Below are 16,153 nucleotides of genomic sequence, written 5' to 3'. Positions count from 1 at the left end.
GGCGCTGAGAAGCCGCACCGCCGACGGCGTTCGCGGCGCTCGCGGGTCAGCTGCTATGGTCCGAGATGATCCGCCAGCCCTCGCGCCGCCGCTCGAACAGCAGCGTCGTCAGCCCGCTCTGCGGCGCGGCCCCGTCCGCGGGGGTGAGCGTCCACCGCGCGACGTGGAGCAGATGCACCGCGCTGAGCGGGCGCCACATCACCGGCTGGAAGCTGAGCCGCCCGCGGCTGTTGGTGCCGCCGGTGAAACTCTTGGCGTAACGCGCGGCGATCGCCTCCTTGCCGCGCGCCACCTCGGTGCCCGCGACATAGACCGCGTCGGGCGCGTAGAGGGCGGTGAAGCGCGCGAGATCGCCCGCGTTCCAGCCCGCGGCGCTGTCCGCCATCGCCGCCTCGACCTGCGCCTGCGGCGTGGCCGCGGCGGCGGCCAACGCGACCAGGATCATCGTCGTCATCGCACCAACTCCCCCTCTTCCGCCGCGAGCGCGTCGTGCGTGAACCGCTCACGCGTCATCACGAAGCTGCCGGCGTAGCGATCGAACGACCAGCTGCCGCGAATCTCGACCCCGTCGTCGCTGATCGTGCCGATATAATGGACCGCGTGGAGCAGCACCGCACCGTCATATTGCTTCACGAAGGCGAGCTGCGCGGCGACGCGCCGGCCGTCGACGCTGGCGCGGCGGGTCGCCTCCATGCCGAGATCGTCGGGCTCGCTGATCGAACCGCTGACGCGGCCGGCGGTCTCGCTGAGCAGCGCGATGAAGCTGTTCGTCTGGACCCCGTCGCTGCCGTGATAGCGGCCGTACCATGTCCCGCTGAGGTCGCGCGGGTCGACGGTCATGCCGCCAGCCTCGTCACCAGCGCGACATTGTCGAGCGGGCCGGCGCAGAGGAAGCCCTGGTACATCGTGCACCCGCGCGCGGCCAGCGCCGCCCGCTGCGCCTCGCTCTCCACCCCTTCCGCGATCGACTCGAGCCCCAGCCCCGCCGCCATCGCGATCACCCCCTCCACCACCACGCGATCGCGCGCCTCGCGCGTGATCGTCTGCGTCAGGCTACGGTCGATCTTGAGATAATCGAGCGGCAGGCGCGTGAGATAGGACAGGCTGGAATAGCCCGTGCCGAAATCGTCGAGCGCGACGCGACAGCCCGCCGCGCGCAGCGCCGCGAGCGACACCGCGGCGCCGTCGAGATCGTCGATCAGCCCGTTCTCGGTCACCTCGGCGGTCACCCGATCGAAGCCGATCCCCGATTCGCGGACGCGCGCCAGGAAGCGTTCGACGAAGGGAGCGCGCGCCATGTCCGCCGCGGTGACGTTGACCGCGACGCGGAGCCGCGCCAGCCGCTCCGGCCAGCGCGCCGCGCGCGCCAGCGCCAGCGCCTGGACCTGATCCGACAGCGCGACGCCGAGATCGGCGCGATGCGCCGCCGCGAGCAGCGTCTCCGCGCCGAGCACCCCCAGGCGCGGATGTTGCCAGCGCGCCAGCGCTTCGACCCCCGTCACGACGCCGTCGGCGAGCCGTACCTGTGGCTGGAACCGCACGTCGATCTCGCCGCGCTCGATCGCGCGGTGGAGATCGGCCGCCAGCGCGGCGAGCGGCACGCCCTCGTGCTCGGCGGCGACGCGCGTGGTCGCGCCGTCGCTGGCCCGCGCGCGCGCCAGCGCCTCCGCCGCGCGGCGGAGCAGATGCTCCGCCGGCTCGTCCTCGGTCATGCGCGCGACGCCGATGCGCGCGCCGACGTGGATCACCTCGCCGTCGATCTCGAACGGGCGTTCCAGCGCGCGCTCGATCATGCCCACCGCGGCGTCACCGGTCGCGGCGTCGCCGGCGACGACGATGGTGAAGGTCGCGCCGCCGCGCACCGCCGCGGCCTCATGCCCCGCCAACTCCTCGGTCAGCCGCGCCGCCATCGCCGCGACCAGCCGATCCCCCGCGGCGCGCCCGTAGGCGGTGTTGACGATCTCGAAGCTGGTCGGCGCCGCGACGATCGCGGTGACGCCGCGCCCCGCATGGGCCGCGACCAGCCGCAGCTGCTCGGCGCTCGCCGCGCGCTCCCCCGGGCGCCGACCGCCCCGCTGCATCGCCCGTGACCGCCGCTCCATGCCGCTTCGTAGGGCGAGCCGCGCGACGCTTCAATGCGATCTTGCCCCGCCGTGAACGACTCCCTAGCTCTCTCGTTGTGACGGGCATGGATCTTGATCGCGCGCCAGCGCCCCTCGTCGATGCGTTCGGCCGCACTATCCGCTACCTGCGTGTCTCGGTGACGGATCGTTGCGACCTGCGCTGTCGCTATTGCATGGCCGAGCACATGACCTTCCTGCCGCGCGAGCAGATCGCGACGCTGGAGGAGCTGGCGATCATCGCCGAGCGCTTCATCGCGCGCGGGGTGCGCAAGCTGCGGCTGTCGGGTGGCGAGCCGCTGGTGCGCCGCGACGTGCTGATGCTGGTGGAGCGGCTCGGCCGCCACGTCGGCGCCGGGCTCGACGAGTTGACCATGACCACCAACGGCACGCGGCTGCGTCGCTATGCGCGCGATCTGGTCGCGGCGGGGATCCGGCGGGTCAATGTCAGCCTCGACACGCGCGATCCCGCGCGCTTCCGCTACATCACCCGCCACGGCGACGTCGCCGAGGTGCTCGACGGCATCGCCGCGGCACGCGAGGCGGGGCTGGCGGTCAAGATCAACATGGTCGCGCTCAAGGGCCTCAACGAGGACGAGATTGCGGCGATGCTGCGCTGGTGCGCGGCGGAGGGGCACGACCTCACGCTGATCGAGACGATGCCGCTCGGCGCGATCGATGAGGATCGCACCGATCGTTTCCTGCCGCTGACCGCGGTGAAAGAGCGGCTCGACCGCGACTTCGCGCTGACACGCGACGCCGCGGGCACCGGCGGGCCGGCGCGTTACTGGCGGGTGGATGGCGGCGCGACGCGGCTCGGGCTGATCTCGCCGCTCACCGCCAATTTCTGCGACGGGTGCAACCGCGTGCGCGTCACCACCGAGGGGCGGCTGTACACCTGCCTCGGCCATGACGATCAGCGCGACCTGCGCGCCGCGTTGCGCGCGGGCGGTGTCGCCGCGCTGGACGAGGCGATCGAGGACGCGTTGCGCACCAAGCCGCGCCGCCACGATTTCCGCATCGCGCGCGATGCCGCCCCCGCGGTGGCGCGGCACATGAGCGTCACCGGCGGATGACGAGCTATCCGCGGCGGGCGCTGGTCGCCTCGCCGACCGCCCCCGCGCAGGCGGCGCGCGCCGAACTCGCCGACACCTGGGATTGGTGCGCGCTCGAGGAGGCCGACATGGTGGTCGCCCTGGGGGGCGACGGCTTCATGCTCCAGACGCTGCACACCTTGCTCGAGCGACGGCGCGCGATCGTCCCCGTGTTCGGCATGAACCTGGGCACGGTCGGCTTCCTGATGAACGAGTGGCGGCGCCACGACCTCGACGGGAGGATCGAGCGCGCGCGCGCCTTTCAGGTCACCCCGCTCACCGCCACCGCCACCGGGGTCGACGGGCGCGTCCACACGCTGCCCGCGATCAACGAGGTGTCGCTGCTGCGCGAGACGCGCCAGACCGCCAAGGTCGAGGTGACGATCAACGACCGGATCGTGATGGACGAATTGTCGTGCGACGGCGTGCTGGTGGCGACCCCGGCGGGCTCCACCGCATACAATCTGTCCGCGCACGGGCCGATCCTGCCGCTGGGGTCGCAGATGCTGGCGCTCACGCCGATCAGCGCGTTCCGCCCGCGGCGGTGGCGCGGCGCGATCCTGCCCGACCGCACGCGCGTGTCGCTGCGCGTGCTCGACGCGGGCAAGCGACCGGTCTCGGCGGTGGCGGACCAGCGCGAGGTGCGCGACGTCGCACGCGTCGACATCGCGATGGACCGGGCGCGCGAGTTGACGCTGCTGTTCGACCCCGAGCATGCGCTCGACGACCGGATCGCGATGGAACAGTTCGTCGCGTGATCGCCGAACCGTCACAAAGGGTATTGCGCCGCGCGAAACCCCGGCTATAGACCCCCTCCACAGCGTTCCCCGATAGCTCAGCGGTAGAGCTCTCGACTGTTAATCGAGCGGCCGTTGGTTCGAATCCAACTCGGGGAGCCACTCCACATCAGCCGATGCCTGACGCGACGTCGCTCCGACGTCCGGGCCCGAACCGCGACCGTCGGCCGGCGCCTGTCCCCCGTCGTGACGCCTGATACGCGCCCTGCCGTCGCACCCCCTTGGCAATCGGAGCCATTCCGTTCATCGCACGTTCCACTCGCCTCGGCTACACGACGCCAGTCGTGCCGCCCTGGTGCGATTGGAGTGACTCGCCATGTTGAAGAAATGGGGCCGCACCGCCGCTGTCATAGCGCTGGCGGCCAGCACCACGTTGGTCGCGGCGTGCGCGACCGAGACTGCCTATCGCCCGGCGACCGGATCGGGCTTCTATCGCACCGGCTATAGCGACACCCGCATCGAGCCCAACCGCTTCCGCGTCACCTTCGCGGGTAACACCGTGACCGACCGCGACGTGGTGGAACGCTACCTGCTGTTCCGCTCGGCCGAGCTGACGCTGCAGAATGGCTATGATTATTTCGTGATGGCGGATCGCGACACCGATCGCCAGGCGCGCACCTATTCCACGCCCGGCTATGGCGGGTTCGGTCCCGGCTTCGGCGCCTTCGGTGGCGGATTGTGGGGGCCGCGCTGGGGCTTCTACGGCCGTGGCTTCGGCTATCGCGCCTGGGATCCCTTCTGGGGCGGCCCGTGGGGCGGCTGGGGCGGCGGCGCCGACATCCGCACCGTCGATCGCTACGAGGCGTCGGCCGAGATCGTGATGTTCAAGGGCGAGCCCGAGCCGGGCAACGTCCGCGCCTTCAACGCGCGCCGCGTGGTGGAGACGGTCGGGCCGACGATCCGCTTGCCCAAAGCGTCCTGATCCGCGCCGCACCCATGATGCAAGGGCCGCGACCGGCGAGGTCGCGGCCCTTTTTTTGGCCCCGTGGCAGAGGCGAGACCCGCCGCGGTGACAGCCCGCGTGCGCGCCTCAGAAGCTCGCCGACAGCGTCACCCCGTAGGTGCGCGGGTCGCCCGGCTGGCCGACCACCAGCCCGGTATTGCCCGACTGCGTCGCCAGCAGCTCATAGTAATTCTGGTCGAACGCGTTGCGGAGCCACAGGAAGGCGTTGAGCCCGCGATCGCTGCGATAGCCCAGCCGCACGTTGGACAGCGAATAGCCGTGGATGTTGGTGTAGATCGACTCCGACGGATTGCTCGAGAAATTCGAGCGATAGCTGCCGTCATAGCCGAGGTAGACGTTTCCGCCCTCCCCGCCGAGCGTCACCGGCACCGCATATTCGGCGCCGTAGGAGAAGGCCCATTTCGAGATGCCGGGCAGACGCTGACCCGAGATGTCGCAATTCGCCGGGCTGCTGCTGCCGCCCGACAGCTCGGGCGGGCACGGCGCGTCGGTGAAATCGACGTATTCGGCGTCGGTATAGGCGGCGTTGGCGTAGACGTTGAGGCGCGTCGTCGGGCGAAACGCCGAGTCGAGCTCGACGCCGCGCGTCCGCACCTTCCCCGCATTGGCGAGATAACCGCGCAGCACGCCGAGCTGTCCGTTGGTGACCGTCGCCTGATAGTCCGAGATGTCGGTCCAGAAGGCCGCCAGGTTCAGCGTCGCGCGACGGTCGAGGAACTGCGTCTTGAGGCCCAGCTCATAATGGTTGACCTTCTCGGGCGCGACGGTCGCGGCGCTGAGGATCGGGTTGTTGTTCGCGTCGAGCGGCAGGCCCGACAGGTTGATCCCGCCCGACTTGTAGCTGCGCGCGTACGTGGCATAGCCGTGGATGTCGGCGGCGATGTCCCAGGCGGCGGTGATGTCGCCCGAGACGTTCCAATTGTCGAAGTCGGGCGCGTAGGCCTGTGGCGCGAGCACGCCGCGCTGATCGCTGCTGAGCTCGGTCGAGCCGCTCCCCGTCGTCACCAGCGAGACGTAGGAGCCGCGCTTCTTGTCGTAATTGACGCGCACGCCCGGCGCGATCGAGAAACGCTCCCCCAGATGCCAGGTCAGCTTGCCGAATGCCGCGGCCGAGGTGTTGCTGAAGCCGATGGTGTTGCGCGCGGTCAGCCCGTCGAGGATCACGGGATTGCACGCCGCGCTGTTCGGGCGCGCGCAGCCGTTGGCGCCGAACGGCGGATCGCCCGGATTGAGCAGCCACCGGCTCGCCGCCGGCCCCTGCACCTGCAGCCCCTGGGTGTCGATCGTCTGGTGGAAGTAGAACAGGCCCGCGACATAGTCGATCGTGTGACGGCCATTGGAGGCGATTCGCAGCTCCTGGCTCACCTGCTCCTGCTGCGACGGGTTGGCCGAGACGGTGGTGATCGGCAGGCCGATGAAGTCGCGGTCGTTGGACGGATCCCAGTCCCAGAAGCGCCACGCCGAGACCGAGGTCAGCGTCGCCGCGCCCACGTCCCAATTGGCGACCAGCGACACGCCGCCCAGCTCCTGACGCGCGCGCAGCGGGGTATCCAGGTCGGTCAGCCGGTCGAAGGCGTCGCGCGACGGCGGCGCATAGCCGAAGGCGGCGGCGAGCGCCTCATATTGGCGGCTCAGCGGGCGCTGGGTGCGGCCGACGCGCGCGAAGATCTGCGCGCAGCAGTCCGGATCCTGGTGATTATAGTCGCCCGCGAGCGTCAGATCGAGGTTGGGCGCCGCCTGCCAGAAGAGCTGGCCGCGCAGGCTGCGATTGTCCTGCGCGTTGACGTACGCGCCGGTGCGCGTGTTGTAGATCGTGCCGCGCCGCGAGGTGACCGAGGCGGACAGGCGGATCGCCAGCGTGTCGTCGATCAGCGGCCCCGAGGCGGAGGCCTTGGCCTGGAGGAATTCGAGGTTGCCGGTCGTCAGCTCGACCCGCGCCTCGGGGGTGAAGCTCGGCCGCCGGGTCGTGATGTTGATCGCCCCCGCGGTGGTGTTCTTGCCGTAGAGCGTGCCCTGCGGCCCGCGCAGGATCTCGATCCGCTCGGTGTCGGTGAAGTCGAAGGTCGCCGAGGCGATGCGCGAATAATAGACCTGATCGACATAGATGCCGACGCCCTGCTCGATCCCGTCGTTGGTGAGTCCGAACGGCGCGCCCAGGCCGCGGATGTTGGCGGCCGAGTTGCGCGGGTTGGTCGAGTAGAATTGCAGCGTCGGCTGGATCTGGGTCAGCCGGCTGACATTGTACGCGCCCGTCTCGGCGAGCGCGGTACCGCCGATCACCGAGACCGCGAGCGGCACGCGCTGGACGCTTTCGGCCCGGCGCCGCGCGGTGACGACGATGTCGCCGCCACCCTGCTGCGCCGGGCCGAGCCGGCCGCGCTCGGGATCCTCTTCGGCCTGGACGACCGCATCCGGCGTGGTGGCCGGCGCCGCGGCGGGCGCTTCCTGCGCGACCGCGGGCGGCGCGGCGGCCTGCGCCAGGAGCAGCGCGAGCGTGACGGACATCGGAGACCCCCTGTTTACCTCGGTTCTTCGCTCCTGCATCGCCTAACGGAGATAATCCATCAACAAACTAGGAGTTTAGCCGGGGCTTGAAACGCTTCGCCGCGCCACCATCTACGAAGGCGTGCGGCGCCGCTGGCCGGGCCGTACGAACAGAGGCGTCGCGGAGAACCGGGCGCCTTGCTTCAAATAGCTCATCGGAGGATTTGAACATGCGTTTCGACCTGACTCCCTATCGCCGCTCGACCATCGGCTTCGACCGTCTGTTCGACATGATCGAGGCCAATGCGCGCGGCATTTCCGAGAATTACCCCCCGTTCAACCTGGAGCGCGTCGCCGACGACCGCTACCGCATCACGCTGGCCGTGGCGGGATTCACCCGCGACGAGATCGAGATCACCGCGCAGCAGAACCTGCTGCTGGTCGCCGGCAAGAAGGACGATCGCGGGGACAATGCGCAGTTTCTCCACCTCGGCATCGCCAACCGCAGCTTCGAGCGGCGGTTCGAGCTGGCCGACTTCGTGTTCGTGGAGGATGCGCGGCTGAACGACGGGCTGCTGGTGATCGATCTGGTCCGCGAGGTGCCTGAGGCGATGAAGCCGAAGTCGATCGCGATCAAGACCGGTCCGCAGCTCGCCGCGGTGGAGGACAAGGCCGCCGACGCGGCCAAGGCCGCGTAACCGCAGTCGCGCGAGCAAGATCGGCGCCTCTTTGCTCCCTTTCGAGGCGTCGGTGGGGGCGTCCGGGCCGTCAGGCTCGGGCGCCTTTCCTTTTGCGGCCGGCGGCGTCGCGGCGGGTGCGCCGGTCGCCGTCACGGGTCAGTGATCCGACCATCTCTCCTCATTCACGGTGGTGCCGCCGCGCCGACCGTCGCCGAGACGCTGGCGGGCGGTGGCCGGCGACCGTTCCGCCGCGGTGAGCCGCGGCACCGGGCGCGGTAGCCGCGGCGCCGGGCCGGCGAGCTGCTGCGGCCGCATCACCGCGTCGCGGGTACGCGGCGCGCGGTCGAGCACGAAGCGCGCTATCTCCTCCGCCAGTTGCTCCGCCTCGGCCGCGAGCCCGCGTGCCGCCGCGGTGGTCTGCTCCACCATCGCGGCGTTCTGCTGCGTCACCTGATCCATGTCCGCGACCGCGCGGGTCACCTGTTCCAGCCCGGTCGACTGTTGCCGCGCCGATTCGGCGATCTGCGCCACCAAGGTGCTGATCTCGCCGACGCGCGCGATGATGCGCGCGAGCGCCTCGCCCGCATCGGTCACCAGCCGCGCACCGACGCCGATCTGCTCGGCCGAGGCGGTGATCCGGGTCTTGACGTCCTTGGCCGCGTCGGCCGAGCGCTGCGCGAGCGCGCGGACCTCCTGCGCCACCACCGCGAAGCCGCGTCCGGCGTCACCCGCCCGCGCCGCCTCGACTCCGGCATTGAGCGCGAGCAGGTTGGTCTGAAACGCGATCCCGTCGATCACCGCGATGATGTCGCCGATCTCCTTGGAGGCACGCTCGATGCCCGACATGGCATCGACGGCGCGCTGCACCACCTCGCCCGAGCGCTCGGCGTCGGTCCGCGTCTCCACCACCACGACATTGACCCGCGCCGCGCCCTCCGCGGTCTGACGCACCGTGTCGCTCACCTGCTGCATCGCCGCCGACGTCTGCTCCAGGCTGGCGGCGTGACGCTCGGTGCGCAGCGACAGGTCGTCGCTGGCCTGGAGGATCTCGGCGGACCCCTCGGCGATGCCGTCGATCCCGTCCTGCACCGTGGCCAGCACCGCGGCCATGGAGTCGATCGCATTGTTGAAGTCGCTGCGCAGCTTGCTGAACACGCCGTCGAGCTCGGAATCGACCCGCGCGGTGAGGTCGCCGCGCGCGAGCGCGTCGAGGCCAGTGCCGACGCTGGTGACGATCAGCGTGGCCTGACGCGCCTTCTCCTGCTCCGCGGCGTCGAGCCGGTCGCGCAATTGCATCGTCGCGCGCGCGACATTGCCGATCTCGTCGCCGCGCTCGGTGCCCGAGAGGGTGACGCTATGGTCACCCTCGGCGAGCCGTAGCAGCGCCTCCGTCACCTGTTGCAGCGGGCGGGCGATCGCGGCGATCAGCCGCACCAGCAGCCCCGCGACCAGCAGCACTGCGAATGCCATCGCACCCCAGGTGGTCCAGCGCGCCGTGGCGATGATGTCGCGCGCGGTCGCCAGCGCATCGTCGAGCGAGGCCGACTGGCTTGACAGCAGTTGCGCGCCGTCGCGGTTGATGCCGATGAAGCGCGCGGCATGCGCGCTGAACGTCGCGGGATCACCGCGCCGTACCAAGGCCGCGCTCTCGTTCTTATAGGTCTCCCAGTCATGCTCGAAGTCGCGGAGCATCCCCCGCGTCTCGTCCGAGCGTAGCCGGTTGCTCAATTCGGCGAGGCGCGCGTCCGCGCTGCGCGCCTGTTCCGTCATCTCGGCGCTGGCGGTCGCGGCGCCGGTCGTCCCGCGCGCCATCACCAACGCCCCTTCCGCGAGCCGGTAGCGCATCACGGCGAGATTGAGTGACGAGGTCGCCTCAAAGGTGAGCCGCCGGTTGGCGCCGAGCTCCTCCGCGATCGCCTCGACGCGGGTGACATTGGAGAGCGCCAGCAGGTTCGTCGCGAGAGTCAGGACCAGGACGACCGAGAAGGCGATCATCAGGCGGTAAGCGATGCGCAAATGGTTCATCCCGGGGATCGCTCCATTCACCTCCCGCCCGCCTCCGCAGCGCGCGTTCCGGTGTCCCCGAAATTATATGATGGCCGAGCCGCCGGTCGGCGAAACGCGACGTCGCGGTGACGACGCCGCGCCGCTATCGTCAGACCAGACGACTCTGCCGCAGCGCCGCCTCGATGAAGCTGGCGAAGAGGGGGTGCGGGTCGAACGGCTTGCTCTTCAGCTCCGGGTGGAACTGGACGCCGACGAACCACGGGTGATCGGGCCGCTCGACGATCTCGGGCAAGGTGCCGTCGGGCGACATGCCCGAGAAGACCAGCCCGCCCTTCTCCAGCGCCTCGCGATAGCCGGTGTTGACCTCGTAGCGGTGGCGATGCCGCTCGGAGATCTGCGTGTCGCCGTAGATCGAGGCGACCACGCTGTTCCCCGCCAGCGTCGCGTCATAGGCGCCGAGCCGCATCGTGCCGCCGAGATCGCCCTGCGCCTCGCGCTGCTCGAGGCCGTCACGCCCCATCCACTCGGTGATCAGGCCGACCACGGGCTGCTCGGTCGGGCCGAACTCGGTCGACGAGGCCTCGGCGATGCCGGCGAGGTCGCGCGCGCCCTCGATGCACGCCATCTGCATGCCGAAGCAGATGCCGAAATAGGGGATCTCGCGCTCGCGCGCGAACCGCACCGACTTGATCTTGCCCTCGGCGCCGCGTTCGCCGAAGGCGCCGGGGACGAGGATCGCGTCGAGCGGCTCGAGCTGGCTGACGATCTCCTCGTCGTCGTGCTCGAACAATTCGGCATCGATCCAGCGGACGTTGACCTTGACCCGGTTGGCGATCCCGCCGTGGACCAGCGCCTCGTTGAGCGACTTATAGGCGTCCTGCAGGCCGACATATTTGCCGACCACGCCCACCGTTACCTCGCCCTCGGGATGCTGGAGGCGATCGACGATCTCCTGCCAGCGGCTGAGGTCGGGCGGCGAGGAAGGCGTGATGCCGAAGGCGCGCAGCACCTCCGAGTCGAGCCCCTCGGCGTGATATTGCAGCGGCACCGCATAGATGCTGGCGGCGTCGAGCGCGGGGATCACCGCGCTCTCGGGCACGTTGCAGAACAAGGCGATCTTGGCGCGCTCCGACACCGGCAGCGGCTTCTCGCAGCGGCACACCAGCACGTCGGGCTGGACGCCGAGCGCGGCGAGCTCGCGCACCGAATGCTGCGTCGGCTTGGTCTTCAGCTCGCCCGCCGCGGCGATGTACGGCACCAGCGTGACATGGACCGAGATGGCGTTGCCGCGGCCGACCTCGTTCTTGAGCTGGCGGATCGCCTCGATGAACGGCAGCGACTCGATGTCTCCCACCGTGCCGCCGATCTCGCACAGCACGAAGTCGAGGTCGTCGGTCTCGGCGCGCGCGAACGCCTTGATCGCGTCGGTGACGTGCGGGATCACCTGCACCGTCGCGCCGAGATAGTCGCCGCGGCGCTCGCGCTCGATGATCGTCTTGTAGATGCGCCCGGAGGTGACGTTGTCCGACTGCCGCGACGCCACCCCGGTGAAACGCTCGTAATGGCCGAGATCGAGGTCGGTCTCGGCGCCGTCGTCGGTGACGTACACCTCGCCGTGCTGATACGGGCTCATCGTGCCCGGGTCGACGTTGAGATAGGGGTCAAACTTGCGGATCCGCACGCGATAGCCGCGCGCCTGGAGCAGCGCCGCGAGGCTCGCTGCCATGAGACCCTTGCCGAGCGAGGAGACCACGCCGCCGGTGATGAAGATATACCGCGCCATGGGGCGAACTGCTTATCCTTAGAGTACGAGCGAGGGCAAGCGCGCGGTGGGGCCGCGCGCGACGAGTCGACGCTGTGGGGGCGATCAGCGCGCCAGCGGCACGCCGTTGTCGGCCGGCGCCGGCGCGGGTGCGGCGGCATTGGCCGAGTCGCCCGCGAGCGGCACCTGAGTCGCCGCATCGGGCTGCGCAGGCGCCTGGGTCTGTGCCGCGGGTGCGCGCCGCTGCAGCGAGGTGTCGACCGACACCGCGCCGCGGCTGGCGGCGAGGAACGCGAGCAGGATGCTCATCGCCACGAAGATCCCCGCCAGCACCGAGGTGGCGCGCGTGAGGAAGTCGGCCGCGCCGCGCGCCGACATCAGCCCCGACGGGCTGCCCGACGAGGTCAGGCCGCCGCCTTCCGAGCGCTGCATCAGGATCACGGTGACGAGGGCAGCCGCGATGATGGCCTGGACGACGAGCAGGAAGGTGAACATGGGAGCGACGCGGGTCCGATTCAGCGAGGGGCGCGCACGATGGGTCGCGCACGCCGGATGCCGGCCACATAGGGGAGCGACGGGCGCGGATCAACCGCGCCGCTCGCCATGGTTCCGGGACGATTTCGCCTCGCAAATTCGTGACATGGCTGAAACCAGCCGCGGAAGCAGGCGTTATTCCCGCACAAACCCGGAACGGACCGGGCGCGATACAAGCGGGACGAGGCCGTGGCAACATTTGCGCAACCCGAACTCAGTTCGTGGATGAACGCGCTGGTCGATTACGTGCGCTCGGGCGAGCCCGATCTCACCAATCGCCAGATGGCGCTTCTCCTGGTCGTTTACTTGCGGCCCGGGCCGCATACCGTGCGAGGGCTGGCGCGCGTGCTCAACGTCTCCAAACCCGTGGTGACGCGCGCCTTGAACAGACTGGGTGCGCTCGGCTATCTGCGCCGCCAACGCGACGACAGCGACAAGCGCAACATCTTCGTCGCGCGTACATCCGAAGGGGCAGATTTTCTTGAGGAGTTCGGCCAGTTCATCGGTGACGGCGACCACCCGCCCGCCCGCGCCGTCGGGCAGCAGCACGTCACCGCGTAGCGGCTTCACGCTGACGGGGCGGTCGCGCACGCTCGACCCGCGCACCCACGCCGTGCGCGCCGACATCGCCGACGTCCGCCTCGCCGATCGCGTCTTCGCACCGCATTACGCCGCGCCGCTGCGCCGTGCGCTCGCCGCGACGGCGACGTTACGCGAGTCGCGCGACCCTGCCTCGCCGGCGCTGGCGGAGCTGCCCGCAGGCGCCGCGTTCGACCTGCTCGACCTCACCGGCGGCGTCGCCTGGGGGATAGCGGTGGACGCCAATCTCGTCGGCTATGTCGACGCGGCGACGGTGCGCGCGGCGTGACGGTCTCGGTCTTCATCGACGGCGCGGCGGGCACCACCGGGCTGGAGATCCGCGAGCGGCTCGCCGGCCGCGGTGACGTCGCACTGGTGACGATCGACGAGGCGCGCCGCAAGGACCCCGCGGCGCGCGCCGAGGCGCTCAACGACGCCGACGTCGTGATCCTGTGCCTCCCCGACGACGCCGCGCGCGAGGCGGTGGCGATGATCGCCAACGAACGCACGCGCGTGATCGACGCCTCGACGGCGCATCGAGTCGCCCCCGACTGGACCTACGGCCTCGCCGAGCTGGAGCCCGACCAGGCCGATCGCATCGCGGCGGCGCGTCGGGTCACCAATCCGGGCTGCTATCCCACCGGCTTCCTCGCGTTGGTCCGCCCGCTCGTGCGCGCGGGGCTGCTCGCCGCCGACGCGCCGCTCAGCGTCAACGCCGCGTCGGGCTATTCGGGCGGCGGCAAGGCGATGATCGCCGAGTTCGAGGGCGGCGAGGCGGCGACGGCTTTCCGGCCGTATGCGTTGGCGCTCGCGCACAAGCATGTCGGCGAGATGACGCGGCACGCCGGGCTCAGCGTCGCGCCGATCTTCCAGCCGGCGGTGGCGCGCACCTATCGCGGTATGGTGGTGCAGGTACCGCTTCACCTCAGCCAACTCGCCCGCCCCGCCACGCTCACCGACCTCTCCGAGGTGCTGGCCGCGGCCTATGACGGCGAGCGCGTCGTCCGCTTCGCGCACGAGGCCGCGACCGTGGTGAAGATCGAGGACGACGCCGGGACCGATCGCATGACGCTGCGCGTCGTCGGCAACCAGGCCAGCGGCCAGGCGCTGCTGATCGCCACGCTCGACAATCTCGGCAAGGGCGCCGCCGGTGCGGCGGTGCAGAATCTCAATATCATGGCCGGCTTCGACCCCGTCGCCGGTCTGACCCTCTAGAAAGCGACGCAGGAGACTCAGATGGAGCGCAATCCGGTGGGCAAGCTGCTGCTGTTCGGTGCGACCGGCGACCTCGCCAAGCGAATGCTGCTGCCCTCGCTCTACGGGCTGCACGCCGACGGGCTGCTGCCCGCCGGGCTGACGATCACCGGCTCGGCGCGCAGCGACCTCAACGACGACGCTTTCCGCGACGTCACGCGCAAGGCGCTCGACGAGTTCCTGCCGGCCGACCGCAAGGACGCGGGCGCGATCGACAGCTTCCTCCAGCGGCTCCAGTTCCAGCCAGCCGACCTGTCCGACCCGAACAGCTTCCAGCCGCTCGCCGACAAGATCGGCGACGTGTCGAGCGGGCTGGCGATCTATCTCTCCACCGCGCCTTCGCTGTTCGAACCCGCGGTGCGCGGGCTGGAGAGCGTCGGCCTCGCCGGCGACACGGTGCGGATCGGGCTGGAGAAGCCGCTCGGCTACGACCTCGAGTCGAGCCGCGAGATCAACGACACCGTCGCCTCCGCCTTCCCCGAGGACCGGATCTTCCGGATCGATCACTATCTCGGCAAGGAGACAGTGCAGAACATCCTGGCGCTGCGTTTCGGCAACTCGATGTTCGAGCCGATCTGGAACGCGACCGGGATCGACAACGTCCAGATCACGATCGCTGAGACGGTCGGGCTCGAGGATCGCGCCGGTTACTACGAGGGCGCGGGCGCGCTGCGCGACATGGTCGCCAATCACGTGCTCCAGCTGGTCGCGCTGATCGCGATGGAGCCGCCGGCGCTGTACGACGGCACCGCGATCCGCGACGAGAAGGCCAAGGTGTTCCGCTCGCTGCGCCACATGAAGCCGGAGGAGGTGCAGGGCTATACCGTCACCGGCCAGTATGAGGAGGGCGCGGTCAGCGGCAAGGTCGTGCGCGGCTACGATTCCGAGCTCGGCTATGACAGCGACGTCGAGACCTTCGTCGCGATCAAGGCGTTCGTCGACAATTGGCGCTGGCAGGGCGTGCCCTTCTACCTGCGCACCGGCAAGCGCATGGCCAAGCGCCGCAGCGAGATCGCGATCCAGTTCAAGCCGGTGCCGCACTCGATGTTCTCGGGCCGCGGCGGGCTGCTCCAGCCCAACAAGCTGATCATCCGGCTTCAGCCCGAGGAATATATCCAGCTGCTGGTGATGACCAAGGAGCCGGGGCTCGACCGCGAGGGGATCAAGCTGCGCGAGGTGCCGCTCAACCTGAGCCTCGACGCGCAGTTCGCGGGCTCGCGCCGGCGCATCGCCTATGAGCGGCTGCTGCTCGACCTGATCGAGGGCGACCAGACCTTGTTCGTCCGCCGCGACGAGGTCGAGGCGCAGTGGCGGTGGATCGACGCGATCCGCGCCGGCTGGGCCGCGGCGCAGACCAAGCCGAAACATTATGCGGCGGGTACATGGGGCCCCGCCGGCGCGATCGCGCTGACCGAGCGCGACGGCGTGAGCTGGCATGACGATTGAGTTGTTCGGTGTTCCTGCGCAGGCAGGAGCGCGGGGTTGTCGGGCGGTGCGCTGGTGGCTCTGGGCTCCTGCGTGCGCAGGAGCACGAATCGCCTGAACGCCCGGAGCATACGCGTGATTTCCGCGAACGTCGCGGACCGCTCCCTTTCTCCCGTCATCCCGGACTTGTTCCGGGATCCATCCCACCGCGAAAGCAACGTGCGGTGCGTTCGCGGAACGGTTGGTGCGGACCCAAAAGGCGGCTTGCTCTTCATCACCGTCATCCCGGCCTTGCGCCGGGATCCATGGTGGCGCGCGAGCAACGTGCGGTGCGTTCGCAGAACGGTGGATCCCGGAACAAGTCCGGGATGACGGGAGGGTGTAGCATCGGTCCGTGCGACGGGAGGGTGTAGCATCAGTCCGAGGGCGCCGGGGCGAAGGCTGACGCAGGCA

15 protein-coding genes and 1 tRNA gene are annotated in these 16,153 nt (G+C 70.0%); 9 read left to right on the top strand and 7 right to left on the bottom strand.

Annotation, left to right across the window (positions count from 1 at the left end; translation table 11 throughout):
- Nucleotides 1-46: 46 nt before the first annotated feature.
- From EV292_RS03895 to EV292_RS03885, 3 genes are read right to left on the bottom strand one after another with little or no spacing between them, the layout of a single operon-like run.
- Nucleotides 47-454 carry an SgcJ/EcaC family oxidoreductase gene (locus tag EV292_RS03895; RefSeq protein ID WP_132907830.1) on the bottom strand — a complete coding sequence of 136 codons (408 nt, stop codon included), beginning with the start codon at nucleotides 452-454 and terminating at the stop codon, nucleotides 47-49.
- On the bottom strand, nucleotides 451-840 hold the full coding sequence (locus EV292_RS03890; RefSeq protein WP_132907829.1) for a hypothetical protein: 390 nt from the start codon (nucleotides 838-840) through the stop codon (nucleotides 451-453). Before EV292_RS03890 ends, EV292_RS03895 begins: the two co-directional genes overlap by 4 nt.
- On the bottom strand, nucleotides 837-2,102 hold the full coding sequence (locus tag EV292_RS03885) for a GGDEF domain-containing phosphodiesterase (RefSeq protein WP_132907828.1): 1,266 nt from the start codon (nucleotides 2,100-2,102) through the stop codon (nucleotides 837-839). Before EV292_RS03885 ends, EV292_RS03890 begins: the two co-directional genes overlap by 4 nt.
- A gap of 86 nt (nucleotides 2,103-2,188) precedes the next feature.
- Here EV292_RS03885 and moaA point away from each other — a divergent pair, with 86 nt between their 5' ends.
- The 4 genes from moaA to EV292_RS03865 all read left to right on the top strand — a co-directional run bounded on the left by moaA (nucleotide 2,189) and on the right by EV292_RS03865 (nucleotide 4,933).
- A complete protein-coding gene (moaA, locus tag EV292_RS03880; protein WP_132907827.1) occupies nucleotides 2,189-3,196 on the top strand; it encodes a GTP 3',8-cyclase MoaA in 1,008 nt (335 codons plus the stop codon).
- Entirely contained in the window at nucleotides 3,193-3,972 is a 780-nt protein-coding gene (locus EV292_RS03875; protein WP_132907826.1) for an NAD kinase, read from the top strand. Before moaA ends, EV292_RS03875 begins: the two co-directional genes overlap by 4 nt.
- A 66-nt stretch (nucleotides 3,973-4,038) precedes the next feature.
- Nucleotides 4,039-4,113: transfer RNA gene (locus EV292_RS03870), tRNA-Asn, on the top strand.
- A 214-nt stretch (nucleotides 4,114-4,327) separates the two neighbouring features.
- Nucleotides 4,328-4,933 carry a hypothetical protein gene (locus EV292_RS03865; protein ID WP_207913327.1) on the top strand — a complete coding sequence of 202 codons (606 nt, stop codon included), beginning with the start codon at nucleotides 4,328-4,330 and terminating at the stop codon, nucleotides 4,931-4,933.
- A 108-nt stretch (nucleotides 4,934-5,041) separates the two neighbouring features.
- Here the strand turns inward: EV292_RS03865 and EV292_RS03860 are convergent, their stop codons facing one another.
- On the bottom strand, nucleotides 5,042-7,480 hold the full coding sequence (locus EV292_RS03860) for a TonB-dependent receptor (RefSeq protein ID WP_132907825.1): 2,439 nt from the start codon (nucleotides 7,478-7,480) through the stop codon (nucleotides 5,042-5,044).
- A gap of 209 nt (nucleotides 7,481-7,689) precedes the next feature.
- On the opposite strand from EV292_RS03860, the gene EV292_RS03855 reads away from it, so the two are divergent.
- Nucleotides 7,690-8,157, top strand: coding sequence for an Hsp20 family protein (locus EV292_RS03855; RefSeq protein WP_132907824.1), 468 nt, complete (start codon nucleotides 7,690-7,692; stop codon nucleotides 8,155-8,157).
- A gap of 138 nt (nucleotides 8,158-8,295) precedes the next feature.
- Here EV292_RS03855 and EV292_RS03850 read toward each other — a convergent pair whose 3' ends face one another.
- From EV292_RS03850 to secG, 3 genes are all read right to left on the bottom strand, one after another.
- Entirely contained in the window at nucleotides 8,296-10,164 is a 1,869-nt protein-coding gene (locus EV292_RS03850) for a methyl-accepting chemotaxis protein (RefSeq protein WP_132907823.1), read from the bottom strand.
- A 130-nt stretch (nucleotides 10,165-10,294) separates the two neighbouring features.
- Entirely contained in the window at nucleotides 10,295-11,929 is a 1,635-nt protein-coding gene (locus EV292_RS03845) for a CTP synthase (protein ID WP_132907822.1), read from the bottom strand.
- An 84-nt stretch (nucleotides 11,930-12,013) separates the two neighbouring features.
- Nucleotides 12,014-12,403 carry a preprotein translocase subunit SecG gene (secG, locus tag EV292_RS03840; protein ID WP_132907821.1) on the bottom strand — a complete coding sequence of 130 codons (390 nt, stop codon included), beginning with the start codon at nucleotides 12,401-12,403 and terminating at the stop codon, nucleotides 12,014-12,016.
- Between the two features lie 264 nt (nucleotides 12,404-12,667).
- Here secG and EV292_RS03835 point away from each other — a divergent pair, with 264 nt between their 5' ends.
- The 4 genes from EV292_RS03835 to zwf are packed head-to-tail and all read left to right on the top strand — an operon-like array spanning nucleotide 12,668 to nucleotide 15,721.
- Nucleotides 12,668-13,003 (top strand): MarR family transcriptional regulator, encoded by a 336-nt coding sequence (locus EV292_RS03835; RefSeq protein WP_132908177.1) that lies wholly within the window; start codon nucleotides 12,668-12,670, stop codon nucleotides 13,001-13,003.
- The gene (locus tag EV292_RS03830; RefSeq protein ID WP_243693584.1) at nucleotides 12,948-13,310 is read left to right on the top strand and encodes an SH3 domain-containing protein; all 363 of its coding nucleotides are present in this window, start codon (nucleotides 12,948-12,950) and stop codon (nucleotides 13,308-13,310) included. The genes EV292_RS03835 and EV292_RS03830 overlap by 56 nt, the downstream gene beginning before the upstream one ends.
- Complete coding sequence (gene argC, locus EV292_RS03825; protein ID WP_132907820.1) at nucleotides 13,307-14,236, top strand: N-acetyl-gamma-glutamyl-phosphate reductase; 930 nt, start codon at nucleotides 13,307-13,309, stop codon at nucleotides 14,234-14,236. Before EV292_RS03830 ends, argC begins: the two co-directional genes overlap by 4 nt.
- A gap of 21 nt (nucleotides 14,237-14,257) precedes the next feature.
- Nucleotides 14,258-15,721 carry a glucose-6-phosphate dehydrogenase gene (gene zwf / locus EV292_RS03820; RefSeq protein WP_132907819.1) on the top strand — a complete coding sequence of 488 codons (1,464 nt, stop codon included), beginning with the start codon at nucleotides 14,258-14,260 and terminating at the stop codon, nucleotides 15,719-15,721.
- Nucleotides 15,722-16,153: the final 432 nt, after the last annotated feature.

The organism is Sphingomonas sp. BK235 (genome assembly GCF_004345855.1).
Taxonomy (GTDB): Bacteria; Pseudomonadota; Alphaproteobacteria; order Sphingomonadales; family Sphingomonadaceae; genus Sphingomonas.
The sequence above is the reverse complement of the archived record's forward strand: the minus strand, read 5'-3'. Positions and strand labels throughout refer to the sequence as shown.

Coding starts and splice junctions, on each gene's coding strand:
- EV292_RS03895 (WP_132907830.1), bottom strand. CDS start 454: ATGACGACGATGATCCTGGTCGCGTTGGCCGCCGCCGCGGCCACGCCG.
- EV292_RS03890 (WP_132907829.1), bottom strand. CDS start 840: ATGACCGTCGACCCGCGCGACCTCAGCGGGACATGGTACGGCCGCTAT.
- EV292_RS03885 (WP_132907828.1), bottom strand. CDS start 2,102: ATGGAGCGGCGGTCACGGGCGATGCAGCGGGGCGGTCGGCGCCCGGGG.
- moaA (WP_132907827.1), top strand. CDS start 2,189: ATGGATCTTGATCGCGCGCCAGCGCCCCTCGTCGATGCGTTCGGCCGC.
- EV292_RS03875 (WP_132907826.1), top strand. CDS start 3,193: ATGACGAGCTATCCGCGGCGGGCGCTGGTCGCCTCGCCGACCGCCCCC.
- EV292_RS03865 (WP_207913327.1), top strand. CDS start 4,328: ATGTTGAAGAAATGGGGCCGCACCGCCGCTGTCATAGCGCTGGCGGCC.
- EV292_RS03860 (WP_132907825.1), bottom strand. CDS start 7,480: ATGTCCGTCACGCTCGCGCTGCTCCTGGCGCAGGCCGCCGCGCCGCCC.
- EV292_RS03855 (WP_132907824.1), top strand. CDS start 7,690: ATGCGTTTCGACCTGACTCCCTATCGCCGCTCGACCATCGGCTTCGAC.
- EV292_RS03850 (WP_132907823.1), bottom strand. CDS start 10,164: ATGAACCATTTGCGCATCGCTTACCGCCTGATGATCGCCTTCTCGGTC.
- EV292_RS03845 (WP_132907822.1), bottom strand. CDS start 11,929: ATGGCGCGGTATATCTTCATCACCGGCGGCGTGGTCTCCTCGCTCGGC.
- secG (WP_132907821.1), bottom strand. CDS start 12,403: ATGTTCACCTTCCTGCTCGTCGTCCAGGCCATCATCGCGGCTGCCCTC.
- EV292_RS03835 (WP_132908177.1), top strand. CDS start 12,668: ATGAACGCGCTGGTCGATTACGTGCGCTCGGGCGAGCCCGATCTCACC.
- zwf (WP_132907819.1), top strand. CDS start 14,258: ATGGAGCGCAATCCGGTGGGCAAGCTGCTGCTGTTCGGTGCGACCGGC.